We start from the raw sequence: 25,705 nt of genomic DNA, 5'->3' as shown, positions 1-25,705 counted from the left end.
CCATACAGGCCGGTCGCCCGATTTGGCGGCCGGCCTGCGCGTCCCTCATGGAGGTGTGCCGGATGACCAGTACGGTCCCCGCGTCCCCGACCCGCACGGCCGGGGACTCCACCCTGCAAGCCGTCTTCCTCGACATGGACGGCACCCTCGTGGACACCGAGGGCTTCTGGTGGGACGCAGAGGTGGACGTCTTCGCGGACCTGGGCCACGACCTCGACGAGGCATGGCGGGACGTGGTGGTCGGCGGCCCGATGACCCGTAGCGCGGGCTATCTGATCGAGGCCACCGGCGCCGACATCACCCTCCCCGAGCTCACCGTGCTGCTCAACGAGCGCTTCGAGGACCGCATCACCCGGGGTGTGCCGCTGATGCCGGGCGCCGAGCGGCTGCTGGCCGAGCTCGCCGCGCACAACGTGCCCACCGCCCTGGTCTCCGCCTCGCACCGGCGCATCATCGACCGCGTCCTCGCCTCCCTGGGCCGGGACCGCTTCTCGCTGACCGTCGCGGGCGACGAGGTGGCCCGCACCAAGCCGCACCCCGACCCGTATCTGCTCGCTGCCCGCGGCCTGGGCGCCGAGCCCGGCAGATGCGCCGTCATCGAGGACACCGCCACCGGTGTCGCGGCGGCCGAGGCCGCCGGCTGCCGGGTCGTCGCGGTGCCCTCCGTAGCACCGATCGCGCCCGCCGACGGACGGGTCGTCGTGGGGTCGTTGGAGGAGGTTGATCTGTCCTTCCTCCGCACCCTCATCACCCGAATGAACTAAGGCCAACACCGAGTGTGTCCTTCGAAACCGCTGGAAACGCTCGGCATCGAGCCGTGTATTCTCCGTAACCCTTTTCGGGTGTGACGTTGGTCACTCGAAGTTGCGTCCGAATGTGCGATCCATGCGGACCGGAGCCGTTCTGGGGTGCTTCGGCAGCGCCCTTGTGTCCCGATTGATGAATCCGTGCACGAATCATCCGGCGCATGGGTATCGAGCTGCCGTCATTACTGATCACCGGGCGGGTGACGCCCCGGCAGGCGCCCGGTCCAGGATGCCTGCCCTGACCACTAATCTCGTCGCGAGAGCTTCGCCGCACCACTTCCTGGGCCCCCGGACACCACCCAAGTCGCCGTGGGCACAGGACCGATCGTTCGTGTCCCGACCCGATCGCCCACCCCGACCGGGCGGCAGCGGCTGGAGTATCCCGTAGAACGCTGTATCCCCGTCAGGGATGAGGGAGAACGTCCAGTATGAACCGCAAGACTCTGGTGCTGCCGGCCGTCATGGGCCTGCTCACCGCGCCCGTACTCGCCGCCTGTGGCACAGAGGGCAGCGGGGCGGGCGGCGGTGACGCCATAGTCGTCGGTACGACGGACCAGTTCGTCGCCGGTGGCGACGCTCCCGCACCCCTCGACCCGGCCTACGCGTACGACACCGGCGCCTGGAACGTCCTGCGCCAGACGGTCCAGACCCTCATGCACGTACCGCGCGGCGGTGGCGAGCCCGTGCCCGAGGCCGCGTCCCGCTGCCTCTTCACGGACAAGGAGAGCGAGAGCTACCGCTGCACGCTCCGCGACGGTCTCACCTTCTCCGACGGCACGCCCGTCACCGCCGACGACGTGAAGTTCTCCATCGAGCGCGTCCTGGACATCAACTCCGACAACGGCGCGGCCGGTCTGCTCTCCAACATCGACACCATCGAGGTCAAGGACGACAAGGAGCTCGTCTTCCACCTCGGCACGCCCGACGCCACCTTCCCGTACAAGCTCTCGACGCCCGTCGCCGGCATCCTCAGCCGTGACGCGTACGACGGCAAGAAGCTGCGCGAGGGCTTCGAGGTCGACGGCTCCGGCCCGTACACCCTCACGACCGAGACCTCGGGCGACCGGCTCGTCAAGGCCGTCTTCACCAAGAACCCCAACTACAAAGGCGATCTGAAGCTGCGCAACGACAAGGTCGAGCTGCGTTCCTTCCCCGACGCCGAGGCCATGGGCAAGGCCCTGGAGTCCGGTCAGATCGACATGATGGCCCGCGTCATGTCCCCGGAACAGATCAAGGACCTCACGGAGTCGCCCAAGGAGGGCATCGAGCTCAGCGAGATGCCCGGCCTGGAGATCCGCTACCTGGGCTTCAACACCAAGGACCCGTCCGTGAAGGACAAGGCGGTCCGCCAGGCCATGGCGGCCGTCATCGACCGCGGCCAGATCGCGAGCAAGGTCTACGGCGCCACCGCCGAGCCGCTCTACTCGCTGATCCCGTCGAGCATCGCCGGCCACACCAACTCGTTCTTCAACAGGTACGGCGAGCCCAGCAGGGCGAACGCCGCCGCCATCCTCGACGACGCCGGGATCACCACCCCGGTGAAGCTCTCGCTCCACTACACCACCGACCGCTACGGCCCCGGTACGGCCAAGGAGTTCGCGGCACTGCGCGACCAGCTCAACGCCGGCAAGCTCTTCGACGTCTCCATCCAGGGCACCGAGTGGTCCAAGTACCGGCCCGCCCAGAAGCGCGGCGACTACGCCGTCTACGGCCTGGGCTGGTTCCCCGACTTCCCGGACCCGGACAACTACATCGCCCCGTTCCTGGACAAGGACAACTTCCTCAACACCCCCTACGTGAGCACGGCCGCACGCAACCAGCTCATCCCCGAGTCGCGGCGCCAGGCCGACCGCAGCGCCGCGTCCGCGCCCTTCGACAAGCTGCAGGACATCGTCGCCGACGAGGTGCCGGTGCTGCCGCTGTGGCAGGGCAAGCAGTACGTCGCCGCGCGGTCGGACATCACCGGCGTCGAGTGGACGCTGAACTCGTCGTCCGACCTCCAGCTGTGGGAGCTCGCGCGCGGCACCGCCTGATCTTCCGTACCCGGCGTAACCGGCCGCGAACGTCGCGGCCGGCTCTCGAGAGCAAGAGGCAAGGTTCTGTGAAGGCAATATTCAAGCGAGGGACGGCCCCGATCGCCGCGGGACTCTCCGCCGTACTGCTGGTGGGCTGCGGCGCCGACCAGGGCGACGACGCCTCGGGCGACAGAGCCAAGATCGTCGTCGGCATGTCCGACGAGGTGCTGGCCACCGACCCCGCGGACGGTTACGACCCCGGCTCGTGGCTGCTGTTCAACAACGTCTTCCAGTCCCTCATGGCATTCCCCAAGGGCAGCTCGACCCCCGAGCCCGAGGCCGCCGAGAAGTGCGGCTTCGACGGGGGCGGCAGCACCGCCTACCGCTGCACCCTGCGGGAGGGCCTGAAGTTCAGCAACGGCAACCCGCTGACCTCCGAGGACGTCAAGTTCTCCTTCGAGCGGGCGCTGAAGATCGACAGCGACTCCGGTCCTGGGCCGCTGCTCTCCACCATCGGCCGCATCGAGACGCCCGACGAGAAGACGGTCGTCTTCCACCTGAAGGTGCCCGACGCCACCTTCCCGAGCAAGATCGCCTCGGGTGCGGGCTCCATCGTCGACCACCGCGAGTACGAGTCCGGGTCGCTGCGCGAGGACGGCAAGGCCGTCGGCTCGGGCCCGTACAAGCTCGACTCCTTCGGCGAGAATGAAGCGGTCTTCTCGGTCAACCCCGAGTACAAGGGCACCGCCACGGTGAACAACGGCGGCGTCACCCTCACCTTCTTCCACGGCGACCAGAAGAAGCTCGGCTCCGCCCTCAAGCACGGCGACGTCGACGTCGCCTACCGAGGTCTCACCTCCCAGGACATCACGGAGCTCCAGGGCTCCCTCTCCGCGGACGACGAGCAGATCGCCGTCGTGGAGGGCAGCAGCGCCGAGGTCCAGCATCTGGTCTTCAACATGGACGACCCGGTCGCGGGCAAGCCCGCGGTGCGCGAGGCATTCGCCTACCTCGTCGACCGGGACGCCCTGGTCAGGGACGTCTACCAGGCCACGGCGAGCTCGCTCTACTCGATCGTCCCGGCCGGAATCGGCACCCACAACACCGCCTTCTTCGACCGCTACGGCGGCTCCCCGCAGCCTGCCAAGGCACGTGAGGCGCTGCGTGACGCCGATATCACCGACAAGGTGAAGATCACCCTCTGGTCCACTCCGAGCCGTTACGGCCCGGCCACCGACCAGGCGCTGAAGGCCATCGCCAAGCAGCTCAACGACAGCGGCCTGTTCGCGGCGACCGTCCAGTCCGTCCCGTTCGAGCAGTACGAGAAGGACATCCAGGCCGGCAAGTACGGCGTCTACGTGAAGGGCTGGGTCCCCGACTACCCGGACCCGGACAACTTCACGCAGCCGTTCTTCGGCCCGGACAACGTCCTCGGCAACAACTACGAGAACAAGAAGATCACCGGCGAGATCATCCCCGGCACCTCGGCCATGACGGACCGCTCCGAGACCGAGGAGAAGTTCGCCGAGCTCCAGAACCTCGTCGCCGAGGAGATCCCGTTGCTGCCGCTCTGGCAGGGCAAGCAGTACGCGGTGGTCATCGGCAACATCACGGGCGTGGAGTGGTCGCTCGACATATCCACGGTCTTCCGCTTCTGGGAGATCAAGAAGGGCTGAGGCCCTTTCCCGAAAGCTCGGGTCTCCCCCTGGCCCTCGGCCGGGGGGAACCCCACCGGGGCGCATCAGCGGCTGTCGACGGTCGATCGTGCTCGACTCCTCCTTCCTCGGAGTCTGCGCGCGTTCTCCCGCTCGACAGCCGCGCACCCTTCGGCCCATTCGCCGTGGCGGCGGAGGCGAACCGCGCCCGCCGCTCATTGGGCGCCGGGGCGCACCAGGCCGCTCTCGTACGCGTACACCGCGGCCTGGACCCGGTCGCGCAGGCCCAGCTTCGTCAGCACATGGCCGACGTGCGTCTTCACGGTCGTCTCGCTGACGAACAGATCCGCCGCGATCTCCGCGTTCGACAGGCCGCGGGCGACCAGCTTCAGCACCTCGACCTCGCGCTCGGTCAGCGTGTGCAGCGTGTTGGGGACCGGGTCCTCGCCGGACGGGAGATGGTCCGCGTACTTGTCGAGCAGCCGGCGCGTCACGCTCGGCGCCAGCATCGCCTCGCCCGCCGCGACCACCCGGATCGCCTGGACCAGCTCGTTCGCCGGCGCGTCCTTCAGCAGGAAGCCGCTCGCACCCGCCCGCAGCGCCTCCACCACGTACTCGTCCAGATCGAACGTGGTCAGCACCAGCACCTTCGCCGGGCCGTCCCGCCCCGGACCGGTGATCTGCCGGGTCGCCTCGACCCCGTCCATCCGCGGCATGCGGATGTCCATCAGCACTACATCGGGCTGCAACGCCCGCACCTGGTCCAGGGCCTGGAGGCCGTCCCCGGCCTCCCCGACGACCGCGATGTCCTGCTCCGCCTCCAGGATCATCCGGAAGCCGGTGCGCAGCAGAGGTTGGTCATCGACCAGTAGGACACGGACAGCCACGGGAACTCCTTCGCTAGACCGGCCCCATTCTGCCCTGACCGCCCATGCCCGATTCATCCGGCCGCCGCTCGCCCGAGGGCCGCGGCACCAGCGGCAACGGGTACGGCGGAGGGGTGCCCCCGAACTCCGGACACACCGACTGGTGGTCGCACCAGCCGCACAGCTTCGTCGGGCGCGGGCGCCAGTCGCCCGTCTCCGCGGCCCGCATGATCGCGTCCCACAGCGCCAGCAGCTTGCGCTCCACCCGCTCCAGATCGGCCACGACCGGGTCGTACGTCAGCACTTCTCCGCTGCCCAGATAGACCAGCTGCAACCGCCGCGGCACCACGCCCTTGAGCCGCCAGACCACCAGGGCGTAGAACTTCATCTGGAACAGCGCGCCCTCGCTGTACTCCGGCCGGGGCGCCTTGCCCGTCTTGTAGTCGACGATCCGCACCTCGCCCGTCGGCGCCACGTCGACCCGGTCGATCACCCCGCGCAGCCGCAGCCCGGACTCCAGCTCCGTCTCCACGAACAGCTCGCGCTCCGCCGGCTCCAGCCGCGTCGGGTCCTCCAGCGAGAACCACCGCTCGACCAGCTGCTCCGCCTCCGTCATCCAGCGCGAGAGCCGCTCACCGTCCGCATCCTCCGCGAACAGCTCGCCCAGCTCGGGCCGCGACTCCAGCAGCCGGTCCCACTGACCCGGGATCAGCGCCTTCGCCCGCGGCGGTGTGCGCTCCACCGCGGGGGCGTCGAAGAGCCGCTCCAGCACGGCGTGGACCAGCGTCCCCCGGGTCGCCGCCTCGCTCGGCTTCTCCGGCAGCCTGTCGATCACCCGGAACCGGTACAGCAGAGGGCACTGCATGAAGTCGCTCGCCCGCGACGGGGACAGCGAGCCCGGAGGCCGGCCGTCCGGCCCGGACCGCTGTGCCTCGGGCGGCGAGGGATGACCGTCCGCGGCCGTGGGCACATCCTCCAGGACAGGCTGCGGCCGGCCCTCCGGGGGCGGCTGACTCGTACTCATGACCCAGACCCTACGGCCCGCCACTGACAGCGAGCGGCATACCATCGACCCCAGACCCTCTCGCACTGCATGATCGAGCGAGCGACGCCTCGTGACGAAGGGAACCCGTGAACAAGGACGAGGAGAGCGGCGAGCACACGCGGCCGCGGTCCGGCACGGGGGAAGCGGACCCCGACGGCGCCGAGCGCAAGCGCTCCGACGAGCCGGGCGGCGGCATCCTGATGGGCCGCCCCTTCGGCGTGCCCGTCTATGTCGCCCCCAGCTGGTTCCTGGTCGCCGCCCTCATCACCTGGGTCTTCGGCGGACAGCTCGACCGGGTCCTGCCCGAACTCGGCGGCGCGCGCTACCTCGTCTCCCTCTTCTTCGCGGTCGCCTTCTACGCCTCCGTCCTGGTCCACGAGCTCGCCCACACCGTCGTGGCGCTCCGCTACAAGCTGCCCGTGCGCCGGATCCAGCTCCAGTTCTTCGGCGGCGTATCGGAGATCGAGAAGGAGTCCGAGACACCCGGCCGTGAGTTCGTCCTCGCCTTCGTCGGCCCCCTGCTCTCGCTCGTCCTCGCCGGGGTCTTCTACCTCGCCCTGTACGCCGTCGAGCCCGACACCGTGCCCGGGGTGCTGCTGGCCGGACTGATGATCTCCAACCTGATCGTCGCCGTCTTCAACCTGCTGCCGGGGCTGCCGCTGGACGGCGGCCGGATGCTCCGCGCCGTCGTCTGGAAGATCACCGGCAGGCCGATGAGCGGCACCGTCGCCGCCGCCTGGGTCGGCCGCGCCCTCGCCGTCGCGGTCCTGATCGGCCTGCCCCTGCTCACCCACACCGGAGCGCTCGGCAACTCCACCGAGGACATCGGCGGCATGGACACCGTCACCGACGCGCTGCTCGCCGCCATCCTCGCCGCCATCATCTGGACCGGCGCCGGCAACAGCCTGCGCATGGCCCGGCTGCGCGAGCACCTCCCCGAACTGAGCGCCCGCACCCTCACCAGGCGCGCCGTGCCCGTCCAGTCCGACACCCCGCTCTCGGAGGCCCTGCGCCGCGCCAACGAGGCGGGCGCCCGTGCCCTCGTCGTCGTCGACGGCCACGGCGACCCGACCGCCCTGGTCCGCGAGACGGCGATCGTCGGCGTCCCCGAGCACCGGCGCCCCTGGGTCGCGGTCAGCGGTCTCGCCCAGGAGCTCACCGACGGGCTGAAGGTCCCCGCCGAACTGGCCGGTGAGGCCCTGCTCGACCGGCTCCGGGCGACCCCCGCCACCGAGTACCTCGTCGTCGAGGACACCGGCGAGATCTACGGTGTCCTGTCCACGGCGGACGTCGAGCGGGCCTTCGTCAAGGCCATGGCAAGACCGTCTTCGTAACCCCGGTACTCTGGTCACATGTCCGAACCGACCGGTGCCGCCCGCCGTCGCGGGCCCTTCAAGGTCGGGGACCAGGTCCAGCTCACCGACCCCAAGGGACGCCACTACACGTTCACGCTCGAGGCCGGGAAGAACTTCCACACCCACAAGGGTTCCTTCCCGCACGACGAGCTGATCGGCGCTCCCGAGGGCAGTGTTGTCCGAACCACGGGAAACGTCGCCTACCTCGCGCTGCGCCCCCTGCTCCCCGACTACGTCCTGTCCATGCCCCGCGGTGCCGCCGTGGTCTACCCCAAGGACGCGGGGCAGATCCTGGCCTTCGCGGACATCTTCCCCGGCGCGCGCGTCGTCGAAGCGGGGGTCGGATCCGGCTCGCTGAGCAGCTTCCTGCTCCGCGCCATCGGCGACGAGGGCATGCTGCACTCGTACGAGCGCCGGGAGGACTTCGCGGAGATCGCCAAGGGGAACGTGGAGCGCTACTTCGGCGGCCCGCACCCGGCCTGGACGCTCACCGTCGGTGACCTCCAGGACAACCTCTCGGACGCCGATGTCGACCGCGTCATCCTGGACATGCTCGCCCCCTGGGAGTGCCTGGACGCCGTCTCCAAGGCGCTCGTTCCCGGCGGCATCCTGTGCTGCTACGTGGCGACCACCACCCAGCTCGCCCGGACCGTCGAGTCCATTCGCGAGATCGGCTGCTACGCCGAGCCGCAGCCCTGGGAGTCCATGATCCGCAACTGGCACGTCGAGGGCCTGGCCGTCCGCCCGGACCACCGGATGATCGGCCACACCGGCTTCCTCGTGACCGCCCGGCGCCTCGCCGACGGCGTCGAGCCGCCGATGCGCCGCCGCCGTCCCGCCAAGGGCGCCTACGGCGAGGACTACGAGGGCCCCAACAAGGGCTGACGCCCTCACAACGACACGGTGCCGCCGCACAGTTCCCCGGACATACCGGGAACTGTGCGGCGGCACCTTTACGTTGGCATTGCCCACCCCTCTGTTCCCGCCTCCTGTGACGTGTGGCACGATGCGTCCCACCCCCACCGGCACAGCCCCACAGGAGACACCCCGCGTGCAGACCTCCGCGATGCTCCCGGACCTCGCGCACACCCACGCCCGCCCGGTGCACTGGCTCGCCACCGCGACGGCGATGGCCGCGGTCGTGGCGGGCGCCGGACTGCTCCAGCCCGACGCCGCCGAGGCGGGCCAGTCGGGGGCCGGGACGGCCACGGCCGCCGCACCCGCCCCGGGCCTGCCCGCGCCGGACGCGGCCTCCGTGGAACTGCCCCTCGCCTGCGGCGGAGCCGGTACGACTGTCGTGAAGAAGGCCAGTGGCGATCTCGACGGGGACGGCGGTGCCGAGACCGCCGTGGTCGCCCGCTGCGAGGCCGGCTCCGGCACACCGCCGAGCGGTGTCTACGTCATCGCCCGCTCCTCGGCCGGCGCCCCGCGCGTCGTGGCGACCCTGGTCGAGCCGGGCCGGCAGCTCAGCGTCGGCGACTTCGCCGTACGTGACGGAGTGATCACCGCGACCCTCCTCGGCTACTCCTCACCCGACGTCCCGCGCTGCTGCCCGGACGAGCAGGAGCGGGTCGAATGGCGGTGGCGCGGCGGGAAGTTCGTCGAGACCGCCCTGTCCGCGGCCACCACGGGAAGTGTCTGACCCGTCACACCGCGTCGGCAGGTGCCGTGCGGGGCCCACGGCTGCGCCTACTGCGCGTCGGGGCCTACTCCGCGTCGGGACCGTACACCTCGATCTTGTCCGAAACGCGACGTACATGGATGCAGTCGCCCGGGCATTCCTTCGCCGAGTCGATGACATCGGTCAGCAGCGGCAGCGGCACCGGCGTTGTGGCCCCCGGCTGCTGCAACAGCTCGTCGTCCGCGCTCTTCACATAGGCGAGCCCGTCGATGTCCAGCTCGAAGACCTCCGGGGCGTACTGTGCACAGATGCCGTCACCGGTGCAGAGGTCCTGGTCGATCCAGACTTCGAGACCCTCGTTCATGTCGCCTGCCGTTCCTGCGCGGTGTGCATCAAGCCGTGATGTATCAATACGGGCCAGCCCTGACGGGTGTTGACCGTTCCGACCATACAACCGCCCGCTTTCCGATGTTGATGGGTGGGTATTCCCCTGGCGTGAGGGGCAGCGCAAGGGTGAAGATCGGACACACCCCTTCCGTCTTTGTGATCTAGGGGTTTCAATCACCACCCACCCAGGTAGGGTCAGGAAGCGTCCAGCTCCCCTTGGAGGAGGTGAGGACCGTGGCAGCCCACGACGACGACAACAACCGCGGCTTCCGGCCGGGACGGGGGTCTGAAGACCCTGCCGGCCAGGTTGCCTATCTTGAGCAGGAAATCGCCGTCCTGCGCCGCAAGCTCGCCGACTCTCCGCGTCATACGAGGATTCTCGAGGAGCGGATCGTCGAGCTGCAGACGAACCTGGCCGGCGTGTCCGCTCAGAACGAACGACTGGCGAACACGCTCCGTGAGGCCCGCGACCAGATCGTGGCCCTCAAGGAGGAGGTCGACCGGCTCGCGCAGCCGCCGGCCGGCTTCGGTGTCTTCCTGCAGGCCAATGAGGACGGCACCTGCGACATCTTCACCGGGGGCCGCAAGCTCCGGGTGAACGTCAGCCCCAGCGTCGAGCTCGACGAGCTCCGGCGCGGCCAGGAAGTGATGCTCAACGAGGCGCTCAACGTGGTCGAGGCCATGGAGTTCGAGCGCGCCGGGGACATCGTCACCCTCAAGGAGATCCTCGAGGACGGCGAGCGGGCCCTGGTCATCGGGCACACCGACGAGGAACGGGTGGTCAGGCTCGCCGAGCCGCTGCTGGACATGACCATCCGCCCCGGCGACGCCCTGCTGCTCGAGCCGCGCTCCGGCTATGTGTACGAGGTGATCCCGAAGAGCGAGGTCGAGGAGCTCGTCCTCGAAGAGGTCCCCGACGTCGACTACGACAAGATCGGCGGTCTGGGGAACCAGATCGAGATGATCCGGGACGCGGTCGAGCTGCCGTACCTCTACCCCGACCTGTTCAGGGAGCACGAACTGCGTCCGCCGAAGGGCATCCTGCTCTACGGCCCGCCCGGCTGCGGAAAGACGCTGATCGCCAAGGCCGTCGCCAACTCCCTTGCGAAGAAGGTCGCCGAGGTGACCGGCCAGCCCGCGGGGAAGAGCTACTTCCTCAACATCAAGGGCCCCGAGCTCCTCAACAAGTACGTCGGCGAGACCGAGCGGCACATCCGCCTGGTCTTCCAGCGTGCCCGGGAGAAGGCGAGCGAGGGCACCCCCGTCATCGTCTTCTTCGACGAGATGGAGTCCCTCTTCCGCACCCGCGGCTCCGGTGTCAGCTCGGACGTCGAGAACACGATCGTTCCGCAGCTGCTCGCCGAGATCGACGGCGTGGAGGGCCTGGAGAACGTGATCGTGATCGGCGCCTCCAACCGGGAGGACATGATCGACCCCGCGATCCTGCGGCCCGGCCGGCTCGACGTCAAGATCAAGATCGAGCGTCCGGACGCGGAGGCCGCGAGGGACATCTTCGCGAAGTACCTCACGCCTTCGCTGCCGCTGCACGCGGACGACCTCTCCGAGCACACCGGCTCCAAGGACGCCGCGGTCCACGGCATGATCCAGTCGGTCGTGGAGCAGATGTACGCGGAAACCGAGGAGAACCGCTTCCTCGAGGTCACCTACGCCAACGGTGACAAGGAAGTCCTCTACTTCAAGGACTTCAATTCCGGCGCCATGATCCAGAACATCGTGGACCGGGCCAAGAAGATGGCCATCAAGGCCTTCCTCGACCACAACCAGAAGGGTCTGCGGGTCTCCCACCTCCTCCAGGCATGCGTGGACGAGTTCAAGGAGAACGAGGACCTGCCCAACACCACGAACCCGGACGACTGGGCCCGTATCTCCGGAAAGAAGGGCGAGCGGATCGTCTTCATCCGCACCCTTGTCACCGGAAAGCAGGGCGCGGACACCGGACGCTCCATCGACACGGTGGCGAACACCGGTCAGTACCTGTAGATCGCAGACTGGCTGCGGATGGCCTGGGGTCCCCCGCCGAAGGCAGGGGGAGGTCATCCGCAGCCGGCTGCTTTCCGCAGGCATCCGGACGGGTAATCGCACCACACAGAGCAATGACGGAATTGATCTCCCCACCAGCGCAGAGGCGTTCTAGGCTCTTCCGTACCGCCGCGTCGCGCCGTGCGGGGACGGGCACCGCACACGCATCGGAGACCGAGCGGTACTTGAGCGCCGCTCCCGGAGGGGAGCGCCGCCGGGCAAGGAGGGCCGCATGACCGTACGGCGAGTAATGGGAATCGAGACGGAGTACGGGATCTCCGTCCCCGGCCACCCGAACGCCAATGCCATGCTCACCTCATCCCAGATCGTCAACGCCTACGCGGCGGCGATGCACCGGGCGCGCCGCGCCCGCTGGGACTTCGAGGAGGAGAACCCGCTGCGGGACGCCCGCGGCTTCGACCTCGCCCGCGAGGCCGCCGACTCCAGCCAGCTCACGGACGAGGACATCGGCCTGGCCAACGTGATCCTCACCAACGGCGCCAGGCTGTACGTCGACCATGCCCACCCCGAGTACAGCGCCCCCGAGGTGACCAACCCGCGCGACGCCGTCCTGTGGGACAAGGCGGGCGAGCGGATCATGGCGGAGGCGGCCGAGCGGGCGGCCCAGCTGCCCGGGGCCCAGCCCATCCACCTGTACAAGAACAACACCGACAACAAGGGCGCGTCCTACGGCACGCACGAGAACTACCTGATGAAGCGGGAGACCCCCTTCTCGGACATCGTGCGCCACCTGACGCCCTTCTTCGTCTCCCGGCAGGTCGTGACGGGTGCCGGCCGCGTCGGAATCGGCCAGGACGGCCACGAGCACGGTTTCCAGATCAGCCAGCGCGCGGACTACTTCGAGGTCGAGGTCGGCCTGGAGACGACGCTCAAGCGGCCCATCATCAACACCAGGGACGAGCCGCACGCCGACGCCGAGAAGTACCGCCGCCTCCATGTGATCATCGGCGACGCGAACCTCTCGGAGATCTCTACGTACCTCAAGCTGGGCACGACCTCACTGGTCCTGTCCATGATCGAGGACGGCTTCATCAATGTCGACCTGGCGGTCGACCAGCCCGTCCGCACCCTGCACCAGGTCTCCCACGACCCGACGCTCAAGCGGCTGGTCACTCTCCGCAGCGGCCGGACGCTCACCGCGGTCCAGCTGCAGATGGAGTACTTCGAGCTGGCCCGCAAGTACGTCGAGGAGCGGTTCGGCGTGGACGCCGACGAGCAGACCAAAGACGTCCTGGTCCGCTGGGAGGACGTCCTCGGGCGGCTGGAGAGCGACCCGATGAGCCTCTCCGGCGAGCTCGACTGGGTCGCCAAGCGGGAGATCCTCGAGGGCTACCGGCGCCGGGACAGCCTGGACTGGGACGCGGCGCGGCTGCACCTCGTGGACCTGCAGTACGCGGACGTACGCCCCGAGAAGGGGCTCTACAACCGGCTGGTGGCCCGCGGCAAGATGAAGCGGCTCCTGGACGAGTCCGACGTCGAACGGGCCGAGAGCAAGCCTCCTGAGGACACGCGGGCATATTTCCGCGGCCGATGCCTGGAGCAGTACGCGGACGACGTCGCCGCGGCCTCCTGGGACTCGGTCATCTTCGACCTGCCGGGTCGTGACTCTCTGCAACGAGTGCCGACGCTGGAGCCGCTGCGGGGCACCCGCAACCACGTGAAGGAGCTGCTGGACCGCTGCCGCACCGCGGAGGAGCTGGTCCGGGTGCTGTCCGGAGGCTGAAATGGTCCGTGTCCGGGAATCATCGAGGTGGCCCCCGGACGTTAGGAAAGTGCGGGGCCGATGTCGGACCCTGCTTGTAGGGTCTGATCTTGAGATGGGCCGAACCAAACGGGCAATCCGAGCGGGGTGAGGGAAATGGCGACCAAGGACACCGGCGGCGGGCAGCAGCGGGCTCAGCGCTCCACCGAGGAGGTCGAGGAGCAGGCGCAGGACGCGCAGGCATCCGAGGACCTCAAGGAGCGCCAGGAGAAGCTGTCGGACGACGTGGACTCCGTACTGGACGAAATCGACGACGTGCTTGAGGAGAACGCAGAGGACTTCGTGCGCTCCTTCGTTCAAAAGGGCGGGGAGTAGCTCCTCCCAACTGCGCAGGAGGCAGTTCCAGTTGTCCCTCCCGGTGCGGCCGGCCCCAGGCCCGGCGGCACCGGGGCGGATGACGGGCGACGGCACGGGTAAGGTCCGTGCCATAGGTGCAAGATCGGCCCGGCCCCGGTGGCGGGCCGCCGCCAATTCGGAAGGAAACGCGTGGAAGCCAACCCTCGTAGCACCGGGCGTCTGCCGGCAGCCTTCCTGACGCCCGGCTCGTCCTCGTTCATGGACTTCCTGGGCGAGCACTCCCCGGAGCTGCTTCCGGGGAAGCGTGTCCTGCCCCCCGTGCAGGGCCACATCGAAGCACCCCACGGCACGACGATCGTCGCCGCGTCCTTCCCCGGCGGAGTGGTGCTCGCCGGCGACCGGCGGGCGACCATGGGCAACGTCATCGCCCAGCGCGACATCGAGAAGGTGTTCCCCGCCGACGAGTACTCGGCGGTGGGCATCGCCGGCACCGCCGGGCTCGCGGTCGAGATGGTGAAGCTCTTCCAGCTGGAGCTGGAGCACTTCGAGAAGGTCGAAGGCGCCCAGCTCTCCCTGGAGGGCAAGGCGAACCGTCTCTCCACGATGATCCGGAGCAACCTCGGCATGGCCATGCAGGGCCTCGCCGTCGTCCCGCTCTTCGCCGGCTGGGACGTCGACCGCGAGAAGGGCCGGATCTTCTCGTACGACGTCACGGGAGGCCGCTCCGAGGAGCACGGCTTCGCGGCCACCGGCTCCGGCTCGATCTTCGCCCGCGGCTCGATGAAGAAGCTCTACCGCGAGGACCTGACGGAAGAGCAGGCCACCACCCTCGTCGTGCAGGCGCTGTACGACGCGGCCGACGACGACTCCGCGACGGGCGGCCCGGACGTGGCCCGCCGGATCTACCCGATCGTGACCGTCATCACCGACGAGGGCTTCCGCAGGCTGACCGAGGCCGAGTCCTCCGAGATCGCCCGCTCGATCCTGGAGCGCCGCCTCGAACAGCCCGACGGCCCGCGGGCCTCGCTGCTCTGATGCGCTCCACGCCACTGACAGAAAGGGACGGATAGCCGGTGTCGACGCCGTTCTATGTCTCACCCCAGCAGGCCATGGCCGACCGGGCGGAGTACGCCCGCAAGGGCATCGCCCGCGGCCGCAGCCTGGTTGTGCTGCAGTACGCCGACGGCATCGTCTTCGTCGGTGAGAACCCGTCCCGCGCGCTGCACAAGTTCAGCGAGATCTACGACCGGATCGGCTTCGCCGCGGCCGGCAAGTACAACGAGTACGAGAACCTGCGGATCGGCGGCGTGCGCTACGCCGACCTGCGGGGATACACGTACGACCGCGACGATGTGACGGCCCGTGGTCTCGCCAACGTCTACGCGCAGACCCTGGGCACGATCTTCTCCAGCGCGGGCGAGAAGCCGTACGAGGTGGAGCTGGTCGTCGCCGAGGTCGGCACGTCCCCCGAGGGCGACCAGATCTACCGGCTGCCGCACGACGGCTCGATCGTGGACGAGCACGGCTCGGTCGCCGTCGGGGGGAACGCGGAGCAGATCAGCAGCTTCCTCGACCAGCGGCACCGGGACGGGATGTCGCTCGCCGAGGCGCTGAAGCTCGCGGTGCAGGCGCTGTCCCGCGACACGAACGGAACGGAGCGGGAGATCCCCGCGGAGCGGCTGGAGGTGGCGATCCTGGACCGGACGCGACCGCAGCAGCGCAAGTTCAAGCGGATCGTCGGGCGGCAGCTGGTGCGGCTGCTGGAGGCGGACGACGCGGCGTCGACGCCGACGGAGATCCCCTCGGACGCGGAGGACGACACCGAGGAGTCGTGACCGCCTGCCCGGATCCCGCCCGGGCCCTGCTTCGCCCCCGCCCCGACCGCCCGTGCGGTCGGGGCGGGGGCGTTCCGGCCGGCCGGGCCCCGGGGCCGTGTCCGGCACATGGCGCCGTCCGCCCGCGGGGCGGGAAAGCGCGGCGTCCGGTGCGTGTCATCCCACGGCGGTGGATCGTCCTCGCGCCGGATCGACGCGGACGACTCCGGCAACGCGGCGGAGGGGCACCTCCCGTGCCCGAAGGACTGCCGACGAGCACGCGGCGTGCGTCGTGCGCCAGGCGGAGGGGGGTGACAGACACACGGCCCAGGGCCGCCCGACCGCAGGCTCAGGGGCCAGCGGACTCGTGCGGGTCCGGGGGCGGCGGGGCGGTGGAGGCCCGGGGGATCAGGGCGACCGGGAGCGCGTCCGGGGCCGGGGACTCGCCCCGCACCACGGCGAGCAGCGCCGACATGCCCTCCTCGCCCACCCGCTCCGCCGGCAGCCGTACCGTCGTGAGCTCCGGCTCCAGGGCCGTCGCGAGCGCCAGGTCGTCGAAGCCCGTCACCGAGATGTCCTCGGGTACCCGCAGCCCCAGCCGCCGCACCGCCTTGCAGGCGCCGGCGGCCTGGATGTCGTCGTCGCAGACCAGCGCGGTGGGACGGGGCCCGGGGCCGGCGAGGGCACGCTCGGCGGCCTCCCGCGCGCCGCTCACGCTCAGCGGCGCCGGAGCGGTCCGGTAGGAGACCCCCGGTGCCGCTCGGAGCGCGTCCCGCAGGGCCCGGGCCCGTACCTCGAACGTCCAGGACGGCACGGCCGATGCCAGATGGAGAAAGCGCCGGTGCCCGAGGCGGAGCAGATGGTCCGTCACCTGCCGCATACCGTCTGCGATGTCCAGGTTCACCTGGGCCGCGGCCGCCGGATCCGACGGCTCGCTGTCGAGCATCACCAGCGGCAGGTCAGCGCCGCGGATCGCGTCCAGCGCCCCCGCCGCCATCGACGAGGCGATCACTCCGTCCAGCGCCGCGCGTGCCGACGCGAAGGGGTCCTTCGCCGGGCCGACGCCCTCGGGGGAGGGGTAGAGCACCACCCCGAAGCCGTGCTCGGAGGCGACGGCGGCCGCGCCCGCGTACACGCGTGCGAAGAACTCGTTGGTCAGGGCCGGCACCACGAGGAGCGCCGTCCGCGTGCGGCCGAGCCGGAGGTTGCGGGCCGCGAGGTTCGGCCGGTAGCCGAGGTCGCTGGCCGCCTGCCGGACCAGCCCCGCGGTGCGCTCGGAGACCCGGCCGCGCCATTTGTCGCCCAGCACCAGGGACACCGTGGCCTGGGAGACACCCGCCGCGCGCGCCACATCCTTGCTGGTCGGCCGCGCACCGCCGGCGGTTTCCCGGATCCGCACACTCGCCTCCACCGTCCGGGCCGCGGGGCTGGACTCGCGGCCTGGGCACATGGTACGTATGACTCATAGACGTTATACGTAAAACGTGAAGGGTGGGAGATGGCTGCGGGAGCGTCCCGGTACGCAGAGATCCTCAAGGCGCCGCACGCCGCGCGCCTGCTCGCGGGCACGCTGGTCGGACGCCTGCCGAACGCCACCGCGCACATCGCGATCGTCCTGTTCACCCGCGCCGAGGGCGGCAGCTACACGCTCGCGGGCGCCCTCGCGGCCGTGTACGGGCTCGCCACCGCCATCGGCCAGCCGCTCCTCGGCCGCCTCGTCGACCTCTACGGCCAGCCCCGCGTCCAGCTCCCCGCCGCCGCCGTCTCCGCGCTGGCCATGGCGCTGCTCGCCGCCGCCGGCATCGCCGCGCTGCCGGCGGCCTACGCGGCCGTGGCCGTCGCCGGACTCTTCACACCGCCCCTCGAAGGCGGTCTGCGCGCCCTGTGGCCCGGCGTTCTCGGCCATCGCGAGGACCGGGTGCACACGGCCTACGCCATGGACGCGGTCGCCCAGGAAGTCATGTTCACCATCGGTCCGTTGCTGGTGACGCTGCTCGTCACGCTCTGGTCGCCCGCCGCGGCGCTGCTGGTCATCAACGCCGTGGGCGTTGCCGGCGCGCTCTCCGTGGTGGTCTCCGAGCCGTCCCGCAGCTGGCGTTCCGCGCCCCGCGAGGCCCACTGGCTCGGCGCGCTGCGCTCGCCCGGCCTCCTGGCCCTGCTCGGCTCGTTCTTCTTCGTCGGGCTCGCCCTCGGCTCCATCACCGTCGCCGGTGTCGCCTATGCCGACGACCACGGCAGCGATGCCGTCTACGGCTGGCTGATGGCCGCCCTCGGCCTCGGTGCCCTGGTCGGCGGCGCCGTCTACGGCGCCCGGCAGTGGGCCGGTGCACCCGAACGGCGGCTGCGCGTCATCGTCGGCCTGCTGGCGCTCGGCTATCTGCCGCTCGCGCTCACCCCCGGCGTCCCCGCGATGACTGCCCTCGCCGCCGTCTCCGGCGTGTTCCTCGCGCCCGCCCTCGCCTGCGCCTTCATCGTCGTCGACCGCCACGCCCCCCGAGGCACCGTCACCGAGGCGTTCTCCTGGATCGTCACGACCTTCGGCGTCGGCGCCGCGGCCGGAACCGCGGCCGCGGGCCCGGCGGTGGAACTCGGCGGGACCGCCACCGGTTTCGCCGTCGCGGGTACGGGCGGCATCGCCGCCCTGCTCGTTCTGCTGGCCACCGGACGGGTCCTCGCAGTTCCCGGCCACAGTGAACACATCGCGTCAGCGGATGAAAATGATCGAAGCGGTGCTGTCGAACCCGGTTTCAGCTCAGGCCATCAGGCGTAATGTTCAGTCATGGACCGCCGCATTTTCGGGCTGGAGAACGAGTACGGCGTCACGTGCACGTTCAGGGGACAGCGCCGACTGTCACCTGACGAAGTGGCGCGCTACCTCTTCCGCCGTGTTGTGTCATGGGGCCGCAGCAGCAACGTCTTCCTGCGCAACGGCGCCCGCCTCTACCTCGACGTGGGTTCACACCCGGAGTACGCAACTCCGGAATGTGACAACGTGACCGAGCTGGTCACCCACGACAAGGCGGGCGAACGCATCCTCGAAGGCCTGCTCGTCGACGCCGAACGCCGCCTGCACGAGGAGGGAATCGCGGGCGACGTCTATCTCTTCAAAAACAACACCGATTCGGCGGGAAACTCCTACGGATGCCATGAGAACTACCTCGTGGCACGCCATGGAGAGTTCTCCCGGCTCGCGGACATCCTGATTCCGTTCCTCGTCACCCGGCAGTTGCTCTGCGGTGCCGGAAAAGTGCTCCAGACCCCGCGAGGCGCGGTCTACTGCGTCAGCCAGCGCGCCGAGCACATCTGGGAGGGCGTCAGCTCCGCCACGACCCGTTCCCGTCCCATCATCAACACCCGCGACGAGCCGCACGCGGACGCCGAGCGCTACCGCCGGCTCCACGTCATCGTGGGCGACTCGAACATGTCCGAGACGACCATGCTGCTCAAGGTCGGCGCCACCGACCTCGTGCTGCGCATGATCGAGGCGGGCACGGTCATGCGCGACCTGACGCTGGAGAACCCGATCCGGGCCATCCGCGAGGTCAGCCACGACATCACCGGCCGGCGCAAGGTCCGCCTGGCCAGCGGCCGTGAGGCGTCCGCGCTGGAGGTCCAGCGCGAGTACTACGAAAAGGCCGTGGACTTCGTCGACCGCCGCGGCATCCGCACCGGCACCGTCGCCCAGGTCCTCGAACTGTGGGGCCGCACGCTCGACGCCATCGAGGAGGAGGACCTCGACCGGATCGGCACCGAGATCGACTGGGTCATGAAGTACAAGCTCATCGAGCGGTACCGGGCCAAGCACAACATGACGATGTCGCACCCCCGGGTCGCCCAGATAGACCTCGCCTACCACGACATCCACCGCCGCCGCGGGCTCTACTACCTCCTGGAGAAGAAGGGCCAGGCGGCCAGGATCTGCAACGACCTGAAGATCTTCGAGGGCAAGTCCGTGCCCCCGCAGACCACCAGGGCGCGGCTGCGCGGCGACTTCATCCGCCGCGCCCAGGAGCAGCGGCGCGACTTCACCGTCGACTGGGTGCACCTCAAGCTCAACGACCAGGCGCAGCGGACGGTCCTGTGCAAGGACCCCTTCCGGTCGGTCGACGACCGGGTGGAGAAGCTGATCGCCGGAATGTAGCCGACAGCCGTCAGCCGACCGCCGACGAAGCCGCCCGGTGTCCACGGGGACGTCATCCGTCCCGGGGCACCGGGCGGCTTCTCGTGTCTCCCGGACCCACCGTCAATTCGCCTGTCCGGCAGAGCTCCGGCAGAGCTCCGACAGAACTCCGGCAGACCTCCGACAGAACATGGACAGCACCCCCGCCGCTCGGCCGTGTCCCTCCGGGCGGGGAACGGGCCCCTCCGGCGGCGGCGGATCGAAGGGCCGCACAGCGGCACACCGTAGAGTGGCGGCCACTGCCCATGGCCTCGACTCCCAGTTGGACTGATGAACTACAACACGAAGCGACGTATCGCCTCCCTGCTGGCCGTGCCCGCCCTGCTGTTCACCGGCGCATGCGGGTCCGACTCATCGAACGACTCGGCGGCGGGTGTGGCCGAGGTCAAGGGGAAGGTCGGGGAAAAGCCCGAGATCACCGTCCCCAAGGACGCCAAGCCCGCCGACAAGACCGTGGTCAAGACCGTGACCGAGGGCAGCGGGACCGAGGCCGCGAAGGGCGACTTCGTCCGGCTGGACTACACCGTGCGCAAGTGGGACGACCCGGCCGACCTCGGCGGGACCTGGTCCGCCGGTGGCGCCGGCCAGCCGCACCGCCAGCTCGTGGACCGCGTCGGCCAGCCGAGCCAGATGCTGCCCCCGAAGGTCCTGGACTCCGTCGAGGGGCAGAAGGCCGGCAGCCGGGTGCTCATCCAGGGCACCGCCGGCGATCTGCTCGGCGAGAGCCTCAACCCCCAGTCGGGCATCACGGCCAAGGACACCCTGCTGTGGGTCGTCGACGTGGCCGGAGCGGCGAAGGTCGACGCCAAGGCCGAGGCCAAGGGCGAGCAGGCGGCCCCCGAGGCGGGCATGCCCACGGTGGTGGCCCCCTCCCAGAAGCCGGCGACCATCACGATCCCCAAGGGGGAGAAGGCCCCGACCGAGCTGAAGGAGCAGGTGCTGATCAAGGGCACCGGTCCGAAGGTCGAGGCCGGTCAGGGCCTGATCGCGCAGTACACCGGCGTCAAGTGGGAGGACGGCCAGAAGTTCGACTCCTCCTGGGACCACGGCGGCGCGACCGGCTTCCAGATCGGCACCAAGTCGGTCGTCGAGGGCTGGGACAAGGGCCTCGTCGGCAAGAACGTCGGTGACCGGGTGCTCCTGGTCATCCCGCCCGCGCTCGGCTACGGCGCCGACCCGTCCAACCAGCTCGCCAAGAACACGCTCGTCTTCGCCGTCGACATCGTCGGCGCGGTCTGAGGCGCGGTCCGAGCCGGGATCTGTGAGACTGTGCGGGTTGCGCAGTTCATCAGTTTGAGGAGCAGAGCAGTGAGCATCGAGAAGCCCGAGATCGACTTCCCGGGCGGCGAGCCTCCGGCCGACCTGGAGATCAAGGACATCTGGGAGGGCGACGGGCCCGAGGCCAAGGCCGGCGACACCGTCTCCGTCCACTACGTCGGTGTGGCCTTCTCCACCGGCGAGGAGTTCGACGCGTCCTGGAACCGCGGCACCCCGCTCCAGTTCCAGCTCGGCGTCGGCCAGGTCATCCAGGGCTGGGACAAGGGCGTGCAGGGCATGAAGGTCGGCGGCCGCCGTCAGCTGACCATCCCGGCGCACCTTGCTTACGGCGACCGCGGCGCCGGTGGCGGCCGTATCGCCCCGGGCGAGACGCTGATCTTCGTCTGCGACCTGGTCGCGATCTGATCGCAACCGGTTCCCAACCGGTCACAGTGGGGCCCCTGTCTGTCCAGGCAGGGGCCCCACGCTTTTGCCACGACGCTCCGTGGCGGTAGGTTCGACGATCAGAGGATGTGCGAGGAAGGGCGGGAAGGGCGTCGATGGCCATTGCCAAGGCAGAGCGGCTGATGAACCTGGCGCTGTGTCTGCTCGGAACGCGCCGGCCGCTGAGCAAGCGTGAGTTGCGCGGCTCCATCGAGGCGTACCTCGAAGCCGGCTCCGACGACTCCTTCAACCGCATGTTCGAGCGCGACAAGGAGGATCTGCGCGAACTCGGCCTGGTCATCGCGACCGTGGAGAACCTCGACGGCGAGACCGGCTACCTCGCGCGCCGCGACTCCAACCGGCTGCCGCCGATCACCCTCGACGCCGAGGAGGCCGCCGCCCTCGGCCTCGCCGCCAAGGTCTGGCAGCAGGCCCGCCTCGCCGGAGCGGCGAGCGGCGCCCTGCAGAAGCTGCGCGCCGCCGGAATGCCCGAGGCCGAGGATGCGTACGACGCGGAGCGGCACAGCGCCCTCGAACCGCGGATCCCGGTCCACGAGACCGCATTCGAACCGCTGATGCTCGCCTGCCGCGACCGCCGGGCCGTCACCTTCGACTACCGCAAGTCCAACGCCGTCCGCCCCGAGACCCGCCACGTCGAGCCCTGGACGCTCGAATGCTGGCGCGGCCACTGGTATCTCGCGGGCTGGGACCGGGACCGCGGCGCCGAGCGGGTCTTCCGGCTCTCCCGGATCACCGGCCGCGTCCGCTCCCGGGCCGGCTCCTTCACCGCGGACGTGCCCGACGTGGTCACCGTGCGCGAGACCGTCGAGTCCTGGGCCGGGGAGACCGCGACCCGCACGGCGCTGATCAGGCTCCGCGCCGGGGCCGGCTATCCGCTGCGCGCCCGCGCCGCGTCCGTACGGGAACTCGGCGACGGCTGGGACGAGTTGGAGATCCCGTACGGGCACGGGCTGGACGCCTGGCTCGTCGAGTTCGGCCCGGACGTGGTCGTGCTGGAGCCCGCGGACCTGCGGGCCGACGTAGTGGACCGGCTGCGCGCCGTGGCCAAGGGCTGAGGGGGACTCGTACGACCATGGCTGCGAACGCCATCGACCAGACCCGGCGGATGCTCTCGCTGGTGACGTATCTGCGCGAGCGCCCCGGTGCGCGCGTCGGCGATGTCGCCCGGGCCTTCGGGATCACCGAGGACGAGCTGATCTCCGACCTCGACGTGCTGCCCATGTGCGGCACCAGCTTCCGCGGCGGCGATCTGCTCGACATCGACACCGACGGCGAACGGATCTGGTGGCACAACCCGGACGACGTGGCCGCGCCGCTGCGGCTCGCCGCCGACGAGGCGACCGCGCTGCTCGTCGCCGCCCGCGCCGTGGCCACCCTCCCCGGGCTGCGCGAGGGCGACCGAGAGGCGCTGCTGCGGGCCACCGCCAAACTGGAGGCGGCAGCGGGCGAGGCGGCCGGAGCCAGCGCCCGGCTCTCGGTCACCTTCGAGTCCGAAGGCGGCGTCTTCGCCGACGTCGACCGCGCCATCTCCGAGCGTCGCCGACTGTGGCTGCGCTACTACTCACCGGCGCGCGACGAACTCACCGAGCGCGAGGTCGACCCCATCCGGCTCTTCGCCGTCGGCCACACGTACATGGAAGCCTGGTGCTACCTCACCGAGGCACGCCGCACCTTCCGCCTCGACCGGGTCGCCGAGATCCGGCTCCTCGACGAGCCCTCCGCGCCGCCGGAGATCGAACTGCGCGACCTGTCGGAGGGTCTGGTGCAGCCCTCGGCCGATGACCCCGAGGTCGTGGTCGAGGTCGGGCCCGGCGGCCGCTGGGTTGCTGAGTACTACCCGCACGACAGCGCGGAGGAGCTGCCCGAGGGCGGCCTGCGCATCACCCTGCGCACGCCCGACCCCACGTCGCTGCGGCGCCTCGCGCTGCGGCTGGGCCGGGACGGCCGGATCGTGTCCCCGCCGGACCTGGCGGACAGCGCGCGGCGGGCGGCGCGGGAGGCGCTCGTCGCGTACGACCGCGGCGGCTCGCACGGCGACGGCGGCTCGCACGGCGACGGCTCGCACGGCGACGGTGGCTCGCACGACGGCGCAGCGTACGAGGGCCGGGCCTGACGGCCGGCCACCACGACCAAGGAGGTACAAGGGACATGTCCACGCTGCCCAGTGTCCCGGCGCCCAGTGTCCCGGTGCCCAGTGTCCATGTCCTCTTCAAGGCCGCCTGCTCGGCCTGCCGGGCCCGCTTCGAACTCGCGGCGGGCGCGCTGCGGCTCGCTATCGGCGCGAGCCGGCGGACGACGTTCTACTCCTTCACCTGCCCCGAGTGCGGGTCGGCGGTCCGCAAACCGGCGGGGGAGCGCATCGTCGAGCTCCTCACCGGCGGCGGTGTGCGGACCCTGCGCCTGCACTCCACCGTCTAGGCTCTTCCCCATGTTCTGGCCCATGCTCGCCATCGCTCTGGGATTCCTCGGCATCGCCGTCCTCGGCGTCCTCGGCATCCGCGTCTTCCTCGAGGCCCAGCGCCTCGGCCGCGAGGTGGCCAGGACCACAGACCTGATCAACCGCGCGGCCGAGGACCTTGAACACGCGGCGGAGCGGCTGGCGCGGACCGGCGAAGCCTTGCGCTAGGCCCACGCGCTCTCCTCCCGAACAGGCCCGGGGGGTAGGCTTCCGACGGCGGGCCGGACTTACGTGCGGGTCGCAAGTGTGAGTATGCACAGGCATTGCCCTGCGTTTACTCCGGCGGGTTACGATCGCTTTCATCGTGGTGATCGGACGACTGTCCGACCAACCGGGCAGCCCGCCCTTCAGCCGCCTCAGTGAGAAGGAAGTCGCACATGATCGGCAATCTGAAGCCCCTTGAGATCCTTCTGATCGTCGTGGTCATCCTGTTGCTGTTCGGTGCCAAGAAGCTCCCCGACATGGCTCGTTCGCTCGGCAAGTCCGCTCGCATCCTCAAGAGCGAGGCCAAGGCGATGAAGAAGGACGACGAGGCGGCGGCCCCCACGGCCACCACCGAGCAGCCCGCCCAGCACCAGGAGGCGCCTCGCACGATCCAGGCCGCTCCCGGGGATGTGCAGAGCAGCCGTCCGGTCTCCGAGCCGAACCGCACGACGCAGAGCTGACCTTTCCCCGACGGTTTTCGCACGAGACGAGGAAGAGGGTTGCTCAAGTCTGCCCGCAAGCAGGAGAAGGACACCGAGGGGCGTATGCCCCTCGGGGAGCACCTGCGTGAGCTGCGCAACCGGCTGATGAAGTCGGTCCTGGCGATCATCGTGGTGACGATCGTCGCGGCCTTCTTCCAGAAGGAGATCTTCGAGTTCCTCATGCGGCCGATCCTCGATTCGGTCGGCTGCGTGGACGGCGCGGACACGATGCGCAACGGCAGGCCCTGCGCGGAGATGACCACACAGGGACTGCTGTCCCCGTTCACCATCGCGCTCAAGGTCGCGCTGATGGCGGGCGTGCTGGCAGCCACCCCGATCTGGCTGTACCAGCTCTGGGCGTTCGTCGCCCCCGGACTTCACGGTCACGAGAAGCGCTATGCGCTGAGCTTCGTGGCAGCGGGTGTTCCGCTCTTCCTGGGCGGCGCCTACCTCGCGTACTCGATCCTGCCGCAGACCGCGGAGATCATGCTCGGCTTCACGCCGGAAGGCGCGAAGAACCTGCTGCCGCTCGATGACTATCTGGACCTGATCACCCGCATGGTGATCGTCTTCGGTGCCGCCTTCGAACTGCCGCTCCTGCTCATCCTGCTCAACCTGACCGGGGTGCTCACGGGCAGGCGCATGCTGAGCTGGTGGCGCGGAATGATCATCGGGCTCACCGCTTTCGCGGCGATCGCGACCCCGGGCGGTGAGCCGATCTCCATGCTGTTGCTGGCCGGACCGCTCGCAGTCCTCTACTTCATCGCCGTCGGCTTCTCCTTCGTGAACGACGCACGCCGCCGGCGCAGGAACCCGGACGCCGGACTCGACGACGACGAGGCGTCCGACCTGGACCTCACACCGTCCGCGATCGACGCGGTCGAGTCCGTGCCGGCGCCTCGGGCCCTGCCCGAGCAGGCGAGCGACCCGGACCGCGACCGCATCAACGGGTACGACGACGTCACCTGAGACGCC

25 protein-coding genes are annotated in these 25,705 nt (G+C 69.9%); 21 read left to right on the top strand and 4 right to left on the bottom strand.

The genetic code is table 11. From position 1 onward, the window contains the following. Nucleotides 1–62 precede the first annotated feature (62 nt). From KK483_RS05510 to KK483_RS05500, 3 genes are all read left to right on the top strand, one after another. The gene (locus KK483_RS05510) at nucleotides 63–764 is read left to right on the top strand and encodes an HAD family phosphatase (RefSeq protein ID WP_262004082.1); all 702 of its coding nucleotides are present in this window, start codon (nucleotides 63–65) and stop codon (nucleotides 762–764) included. A gap of 470 nt (nucleotides 765–1,234) precedes the next feature. Beyond that, complete coding sequence (locus KK483_RS05505) at nucleotides 1,235–2,839, top strand: ABC transporter substrate-binding protein (RefSeq protein ID WP_262004081.1); 1,605 nt, start codon at nucleotides 1,235–1,237, stop codon at nucleotides 2,837–2,839. A gap of 68 nt (nucleotides 2,840–2,907) precedes the next feature. Beyond that, nucleotides 2,908–4,497: an ABC transporter substrate-binding protein gene (locus KK483_RS05500; protein WP_262004080.1), complete on the top strand. Its 1,590-nt coding sequence runs from the start codon at nucleotides 2,908–2,910 to the stop codon at nucleotides 4,495–4,497. A gap of 194 nt (nucleotides 4,498–4,691) precedes the next feature. Here the strand turns inward: KK483_RS05500 and KK483_RS05495 are convergent, their stop codons facing one another. Continuing rightward, on the bottom strand, nucleotides 4,692–5,363 hold the full coding sequence (locus KK483_RS05495; protein ID WP_262004079.1) for a response regulator transcription factor: 672 nt from the start codon (nucleotides 5,361–5,363) through the stop codon (nucleotides 4,692–4,694). A 13-nt stretch (nucleotides 5,364–5,376) separates the two neighbouring features. Then, the gene (locus KK483_RS05490; RefSeq protein WP_399013399.1) at nucleotides 5,377–6,366 is read right to left on the bottom strand and encodes a RecB family exonuclease; all 990 of its coding nucleotides are present in this window, start codon (nucleotides 6,364–6,366) and stop codon (nucleotides 5,377–5,379) included. A 107-nt stretch (nucleotides 6,367–6,473) separates the two neighbouring features. Here KK483_RS05490 and KK483_RS05485 point away from each other — a divergent pair, with 107 nt between their 5' ends. The 3 genes from KK483_RS05485 to KK483_RS05475 all read left to right on the top strand — a co-directional run bounded on the left by KK483_RS05485 (nucleotide 6,474) and on the right by KK483_RS05475 (nucleotide 9,384). Continuing rightward, nucleotides 6,474–7,721 (top strand): site-2 protease family protein, encoded by a 1,248-nt coding sequence (locus tag KK483_RS05485; RefSeq protein WP_262004077.1) that lies wholly within the window; start codon nucleotides 6,474–6,476, stop codon nucleotides 7,719–7,721. An 18-nt stretch (nucleotides 7,722–7,739) separates the two neighbouring features. After that, on the top strand, nucleotides 7,740–8,627 hold the full coding sequence (locus KK483_RS05480) for a tRNA (adenine-N1)-methyltransferase (protein ID WP_262004076.1): 888 nt from the start codon (nucleotides 7,740–7,742) through the stop codon (nucleotides 8,625–8,627). A 166-nt stretch (nucleotides 8,628–8,793) separates the two neighbouring features. Next, nucleotides 8,794–9,384, top strand: coding sequence for a hypothetical protein (locus KK483_RS05475; RefSeq protein WP_262004075.1), 591 nt, complete (start codon nucleotides 8,794–8,796; stop codon nucleotides 9,382–9,384). A 64-nt stretch (nucleotides 9,385–9,448) separates the two neighbouring features. On the opposite strand, the gene KK483_RS05470 is transcribed toward KK483_RS05475, so the two are convergent. Continuing rightward, nucleotides 9,449–9,727: a ferredoxin gene (locus KK483_RS05470; protein WP_262004074.1), complete on the bottom strand. Its 279-nt coding sequence runs from the start codon at nucleotides 9,725–9,727 to the stop codon at nucleotides 9,449–9,451. Nucleotides 9,728–9,984: 257 nt separating this feature from the next. Here KK483_RS05470 and arc point away from each other — a divergent pair, with 257 nt between their 5' ends. The 5 genes from arc (at nucleotide 9,985) to prcA (ending at nucleotide 15,705) form a co-directional block, all read left to right on the top strand. Then, nucleotides 9,985–11,751, top strand: coding sequence for a proteasome ATPase (gene arc, locus KK483_RS05465; protein WP_262004073.1), 1,767 nt, complete (start codon nucleotides 9,985–9,987; stop codon nucleotides 11,749–11,751). A gap of 271 nt (nucleotides 11,752–12,022) precedes the next feature. Then, nucleotides 12,023–13,534 carry a depupylase/deamidase Dop gene (gene dop / locus KK483_RS05460; RefSeq protein ID WP_399013393.1) on the top strand — a complete coding sequence of 504 codons (1,512 nt, stop codon included), beginning with the start codon at nucleotides 12,023–12,025 and terminating at the stop codon, nucleotides 13,532–13,534. 135 nt (nucleotides 13,535–13,669) lie between these two features. Beyond that, nucleotides 13,670–13,888: a ubiquitin-like protein Pup gene (locus tag KK483_RS05455; protein WP_242333213.1), complete on the top strand. Its 219-nt coding sequence runs from the start codon at nucleotides 13,670–13,672 to the stop codon at nucleotides 13,886–13,888. Between the two features lie 171 nt (nucleotides 13,889–14,059). Continuing rightward, nucleotides 14,060–14,905 (top strand): proteasome subunit beta, encoded by an 846-nt coding sequence (prcB, locus tag KK483_RS05450; protein WP_262004072.1) that lies wholly within the window; start codon nucleotides 14,060–14,062, stop codon nucleotides 14,903–14,905. 38 nt (nucleotides 14,906–14,943) lie between these two features. Then, nucleotides 14,944–15,705: a proteasome subunit alpha gene (gene prcA / locus KK483_RS05445; protein WP_262004071.1), complete on the top strand. Its 762-nt coding sequence runs from the start codon at nucleotides 14,944–14,946 to the stop codon at nucleotides 15,703–15,705. 328 nt (nucleotides 15,706–16,033) lie between these two features. Here the strand turns inward: prcA and KK483_RS05440 are convergent, their stop codons facing one another. Further along, on the bottom strand, nucleotides 16,034–17,134 hold the full coding sequence (locus KK483_RS05440; protein WP_399013388.1) for a LacI family DNA-binding transcriptional regulator: 1,101 nt from the start codon (nucleotides 17,132–17,134) through the stop codon (nucleotides 16,034–16,036). 48 nt (nucleotides 17,135–17,182) lie between these two features. Here KK483_RS05440 and KK483_RS05435 point away from each other — a divergent pair, with 48 nt between their 5' ends. From KK483_RS05435 to tatC, 10 genes are all read left to right on the top strand, one after another. Further along, a complete protein-coding gene (locus KK483_RS05435) occupies nucleotides 17,183–18,454 on the top strand; it encodes an MFS transporter (RefSeq protein WP_262004069.1) in 1,272 nt (423 codons plus the stop codon). A gap of 9 nt (nucleotides 18,455–18,463) precedes the next feature. Beyond that, the gene (gene pafA / locus KK483_RS05430; protein WP_262004068.1) at nucleotides 18,464–19,825 is read left to right on the top strand and encodes a Pup--protein ligase; all 1,362 of its coding nucleotides are present in this window, start codon (nucleotides 18,464–18,466) and stop codon (nucleotides 19,823–19,825) included. Between the two features lie 309 nt (nucleotides 19,826–20,134). Then, the gene (locus KK483_RS05425) at nucleotides 20,135–21,103 is read left to right on the top strand and encodes an FKBP-type peptidyl-prolyl cis-trans isomerase (protein WP_262004067.1); all 969 of its coding nucleotides are present in this window, start codon (nucleotides 20,135–20,137) and stop codon (nucleotides 21,101–21,103) included. A 69-nt stretch (nucleotides 21,104–21,172) separates the two neighbouring features. Continuing rightward, nucleotides 21,173–21,547, top strand: coding sequence for an FKBP-type peptidyl-prolyl cis-trans isomerase (locus KK483_RS05420; RefSeq protein ID WP_262004066.1), 375 nt, complete (start codon nucleotides 21,173–21,175; stop codon nucleotides 21,545–21,547). Between the two features lie 134 nt (nucleotides 21,548–21,681). Beyond that, nucleotides 21,682–22,641, top strand: coding sequence for a YafY family protein (locus KK483_RS05415; RefSeq protein WP_262004065.1), 960 nt, complete (start codon nucleotides 21,682–21,684; stop codon nucleotides 22,639–22,641). 17 nt (nucleotides 22,642–22,658) lie between these two features. After that, nucleotides 22,659–23,699 carry a YafY family protein gene (locus KK483_RS05410; RefSeq protein ID WP_262004064.1) on the top strand — a complete coding sequence of 347 codons (1,041 nt, stop codon included), beginning with the start codon at nucleotides 22,659–22,661 and terminating at the stop codon, nucleotides 23,697–23,699. Nucleotides 23,700–23,734: 35 nt separating this feature from the next. Further along, on the top strand, nucleotides 23,735–24,004 hold the full coding sequence (locus KK483_RS05405; protein ID WP_262004063.1) for a hypothetical protein: 270 nt from the start codon (nucleotides 23,735–23,737) through the stop codon (nucleotides 24,002–24,004). A 10-nt stretch (nucleotides 24,005–24,014) separates the two neighbouring features. Beyond that, nucleotides 24,015–24,212 (top strand): hypothetical protein, encoded by a 198-nt coding sequence (locus KK483_RS05400; protein ID WP_262004062.1) that lies wholly within the window; start codon nucleotides 24,015–24,017, stop codon nucleotides 24,210–24,212. A 209-nt stretch (nucleotides 24,213–24,421) separates the two neighbouring features. After that, nucleotides 24,422–24,709, top strand: coding sequence for a Sec-independent protein translocase subunit TatA (gene tatA / locus KK483_RS05395; RefSeq protein WP_262004061.1), 288 nt, complete (start codon nucleotides 24,422–24,424; stop codon nucleotides 24,707–24,709). A gap of 39 nt (nucleotides 24,710–24,748) precedes the next feature. Beyond that, nucleotides 24,749–25,699: a twin-arginine translocase subunit TatC gene (gene tatC, locus KK483_RS05390; RefSeq protein WP_262004060.1), complete on the top strand. Its 951-nt coding sequence runs from the start codon at nucleotides 24,749–24,751 to the stop codon at nucleotides 25,697–25,699. Nucleotides 25,700–25,705 lie beyond the last annotated feature (6 nt).

Source organism: Streptomyces sp. FIT100, assembly GCF_024584805.1.
In the GTDB taxonomy this organism is placed as follows: Bacteria; Actinomycetota; Actinomycetes; order Streptomycetales; family Streptomycetaceae; genus Streptomyces.
This window is presented reverse-complemented; position numbering and strand designations above follow the sequence as displayed.

Coding starts and splice junctions, on each gene's coding strand:
- KK483_RS05510 (WP_262004082.1), top strand. CDS start 63: ATGACCAGTACGGTCCCCGCGTCCCCGACCCGCACGGCCGGGGACTCC.
- KK483_RS05505 (WP_262004081.1), top strand. CDS start 1,235: ATGAACCGCAAGACTCTGGTGCTGCCGGCCGTCATGGGCCTGCTCACC.
- KK483_RS05490 (WP_399013399.1), bottom strand. CDS start 6,366: ATGAGTACGAGTCAGCCGCCCCCGGAGGGCCGGCCGCAGCCTGTCCTG.
- KK483_RS05480 (WP_262004076.1), top strand. CDS start 7,740: ATGTCCGAACCGACCGGTGCCGCCCGCCGTCGCGGGCCCTTCAAGGTC.
- KK483_RS05470 (WP_262004074.1), bottom strand. CDS start 9,727: ATGAACGAGGGTCTCGAAGTCTGGATCGACCAGGACCTCTGCACCGGT.
- dop (WP_399013393.1), top strand. CDS start 12,023: ATGACCGTACGGCGAGTAATGGGAATCGAGACGGAGTACGGGATCTCC.
- KK483_RS05455 (WP_242333213.1), top strand. CDS start 13,670: ATGGCGACCAAGGACACCGGCGGCGGGCAGCAGCGGGCTCAGCGCTCC.
- KK483_RS05440 (WP_399013388.1), bottom strand. CDS start 17,134: ATGTGCCCAGGCCGCGAGTCCAGCCCCGCGGCCCGGACGGTGGAGGCG.
- KK483_RS05435 (WP_262004069.1), top strand. CDS start 17,183: ATGGCTGCGGGAGCGTCCCGGTACGCAGAGATCCTCAAGGCGCCGCAC.
- pafA (WP_262004068.1), top strand. CDS start 18,464: ATGGACCGCCGCATTTTCGGGCTGGAGAACGAGTACGGCGTCACGTGC.
- KK483_RS05425 (WP_262004067.1), top strand. CDS start 20,135: ATGAACTACAACACGAAGCGACGTATCGCCTCCCTGCTGGCCGTGCCC.
- KK483_RS05415 (WP_262004065.1), top strand. CDS start 21,682: ATGGCCATTGCCAAGGCAGAGCGGCTGATGAACCTGGCGCTGTGTCTG.
- KK483_RS05410 (WP_262004064.1), top strand. CDS start 22,659: ATGGCTGCGAACGCCATCGACCAGACCCGGCGGATGCTCTCGCTGGTG.
- KK483_RS05405 (WP_262004063.1), top strand. CDS start 23,735: ATGTCCACGCTGCCCAGTGTCCCGGCGCCCAGTGTCCCGGTGCCCAGT.
- KK483_RS05400 (WP_262004062.1), top strand. CDS start 24,015: ATGTTCTGGCCCATGCTCGCCATCGCTCTGGGATTCCTCGGCATCGCC.
- tatA (WP_262004061.1), top strand. CDS start 24,422: ATGATCGGCAATCTGAAGCCCCTTGAGATCCTTCTGATCGTCGTGGTC.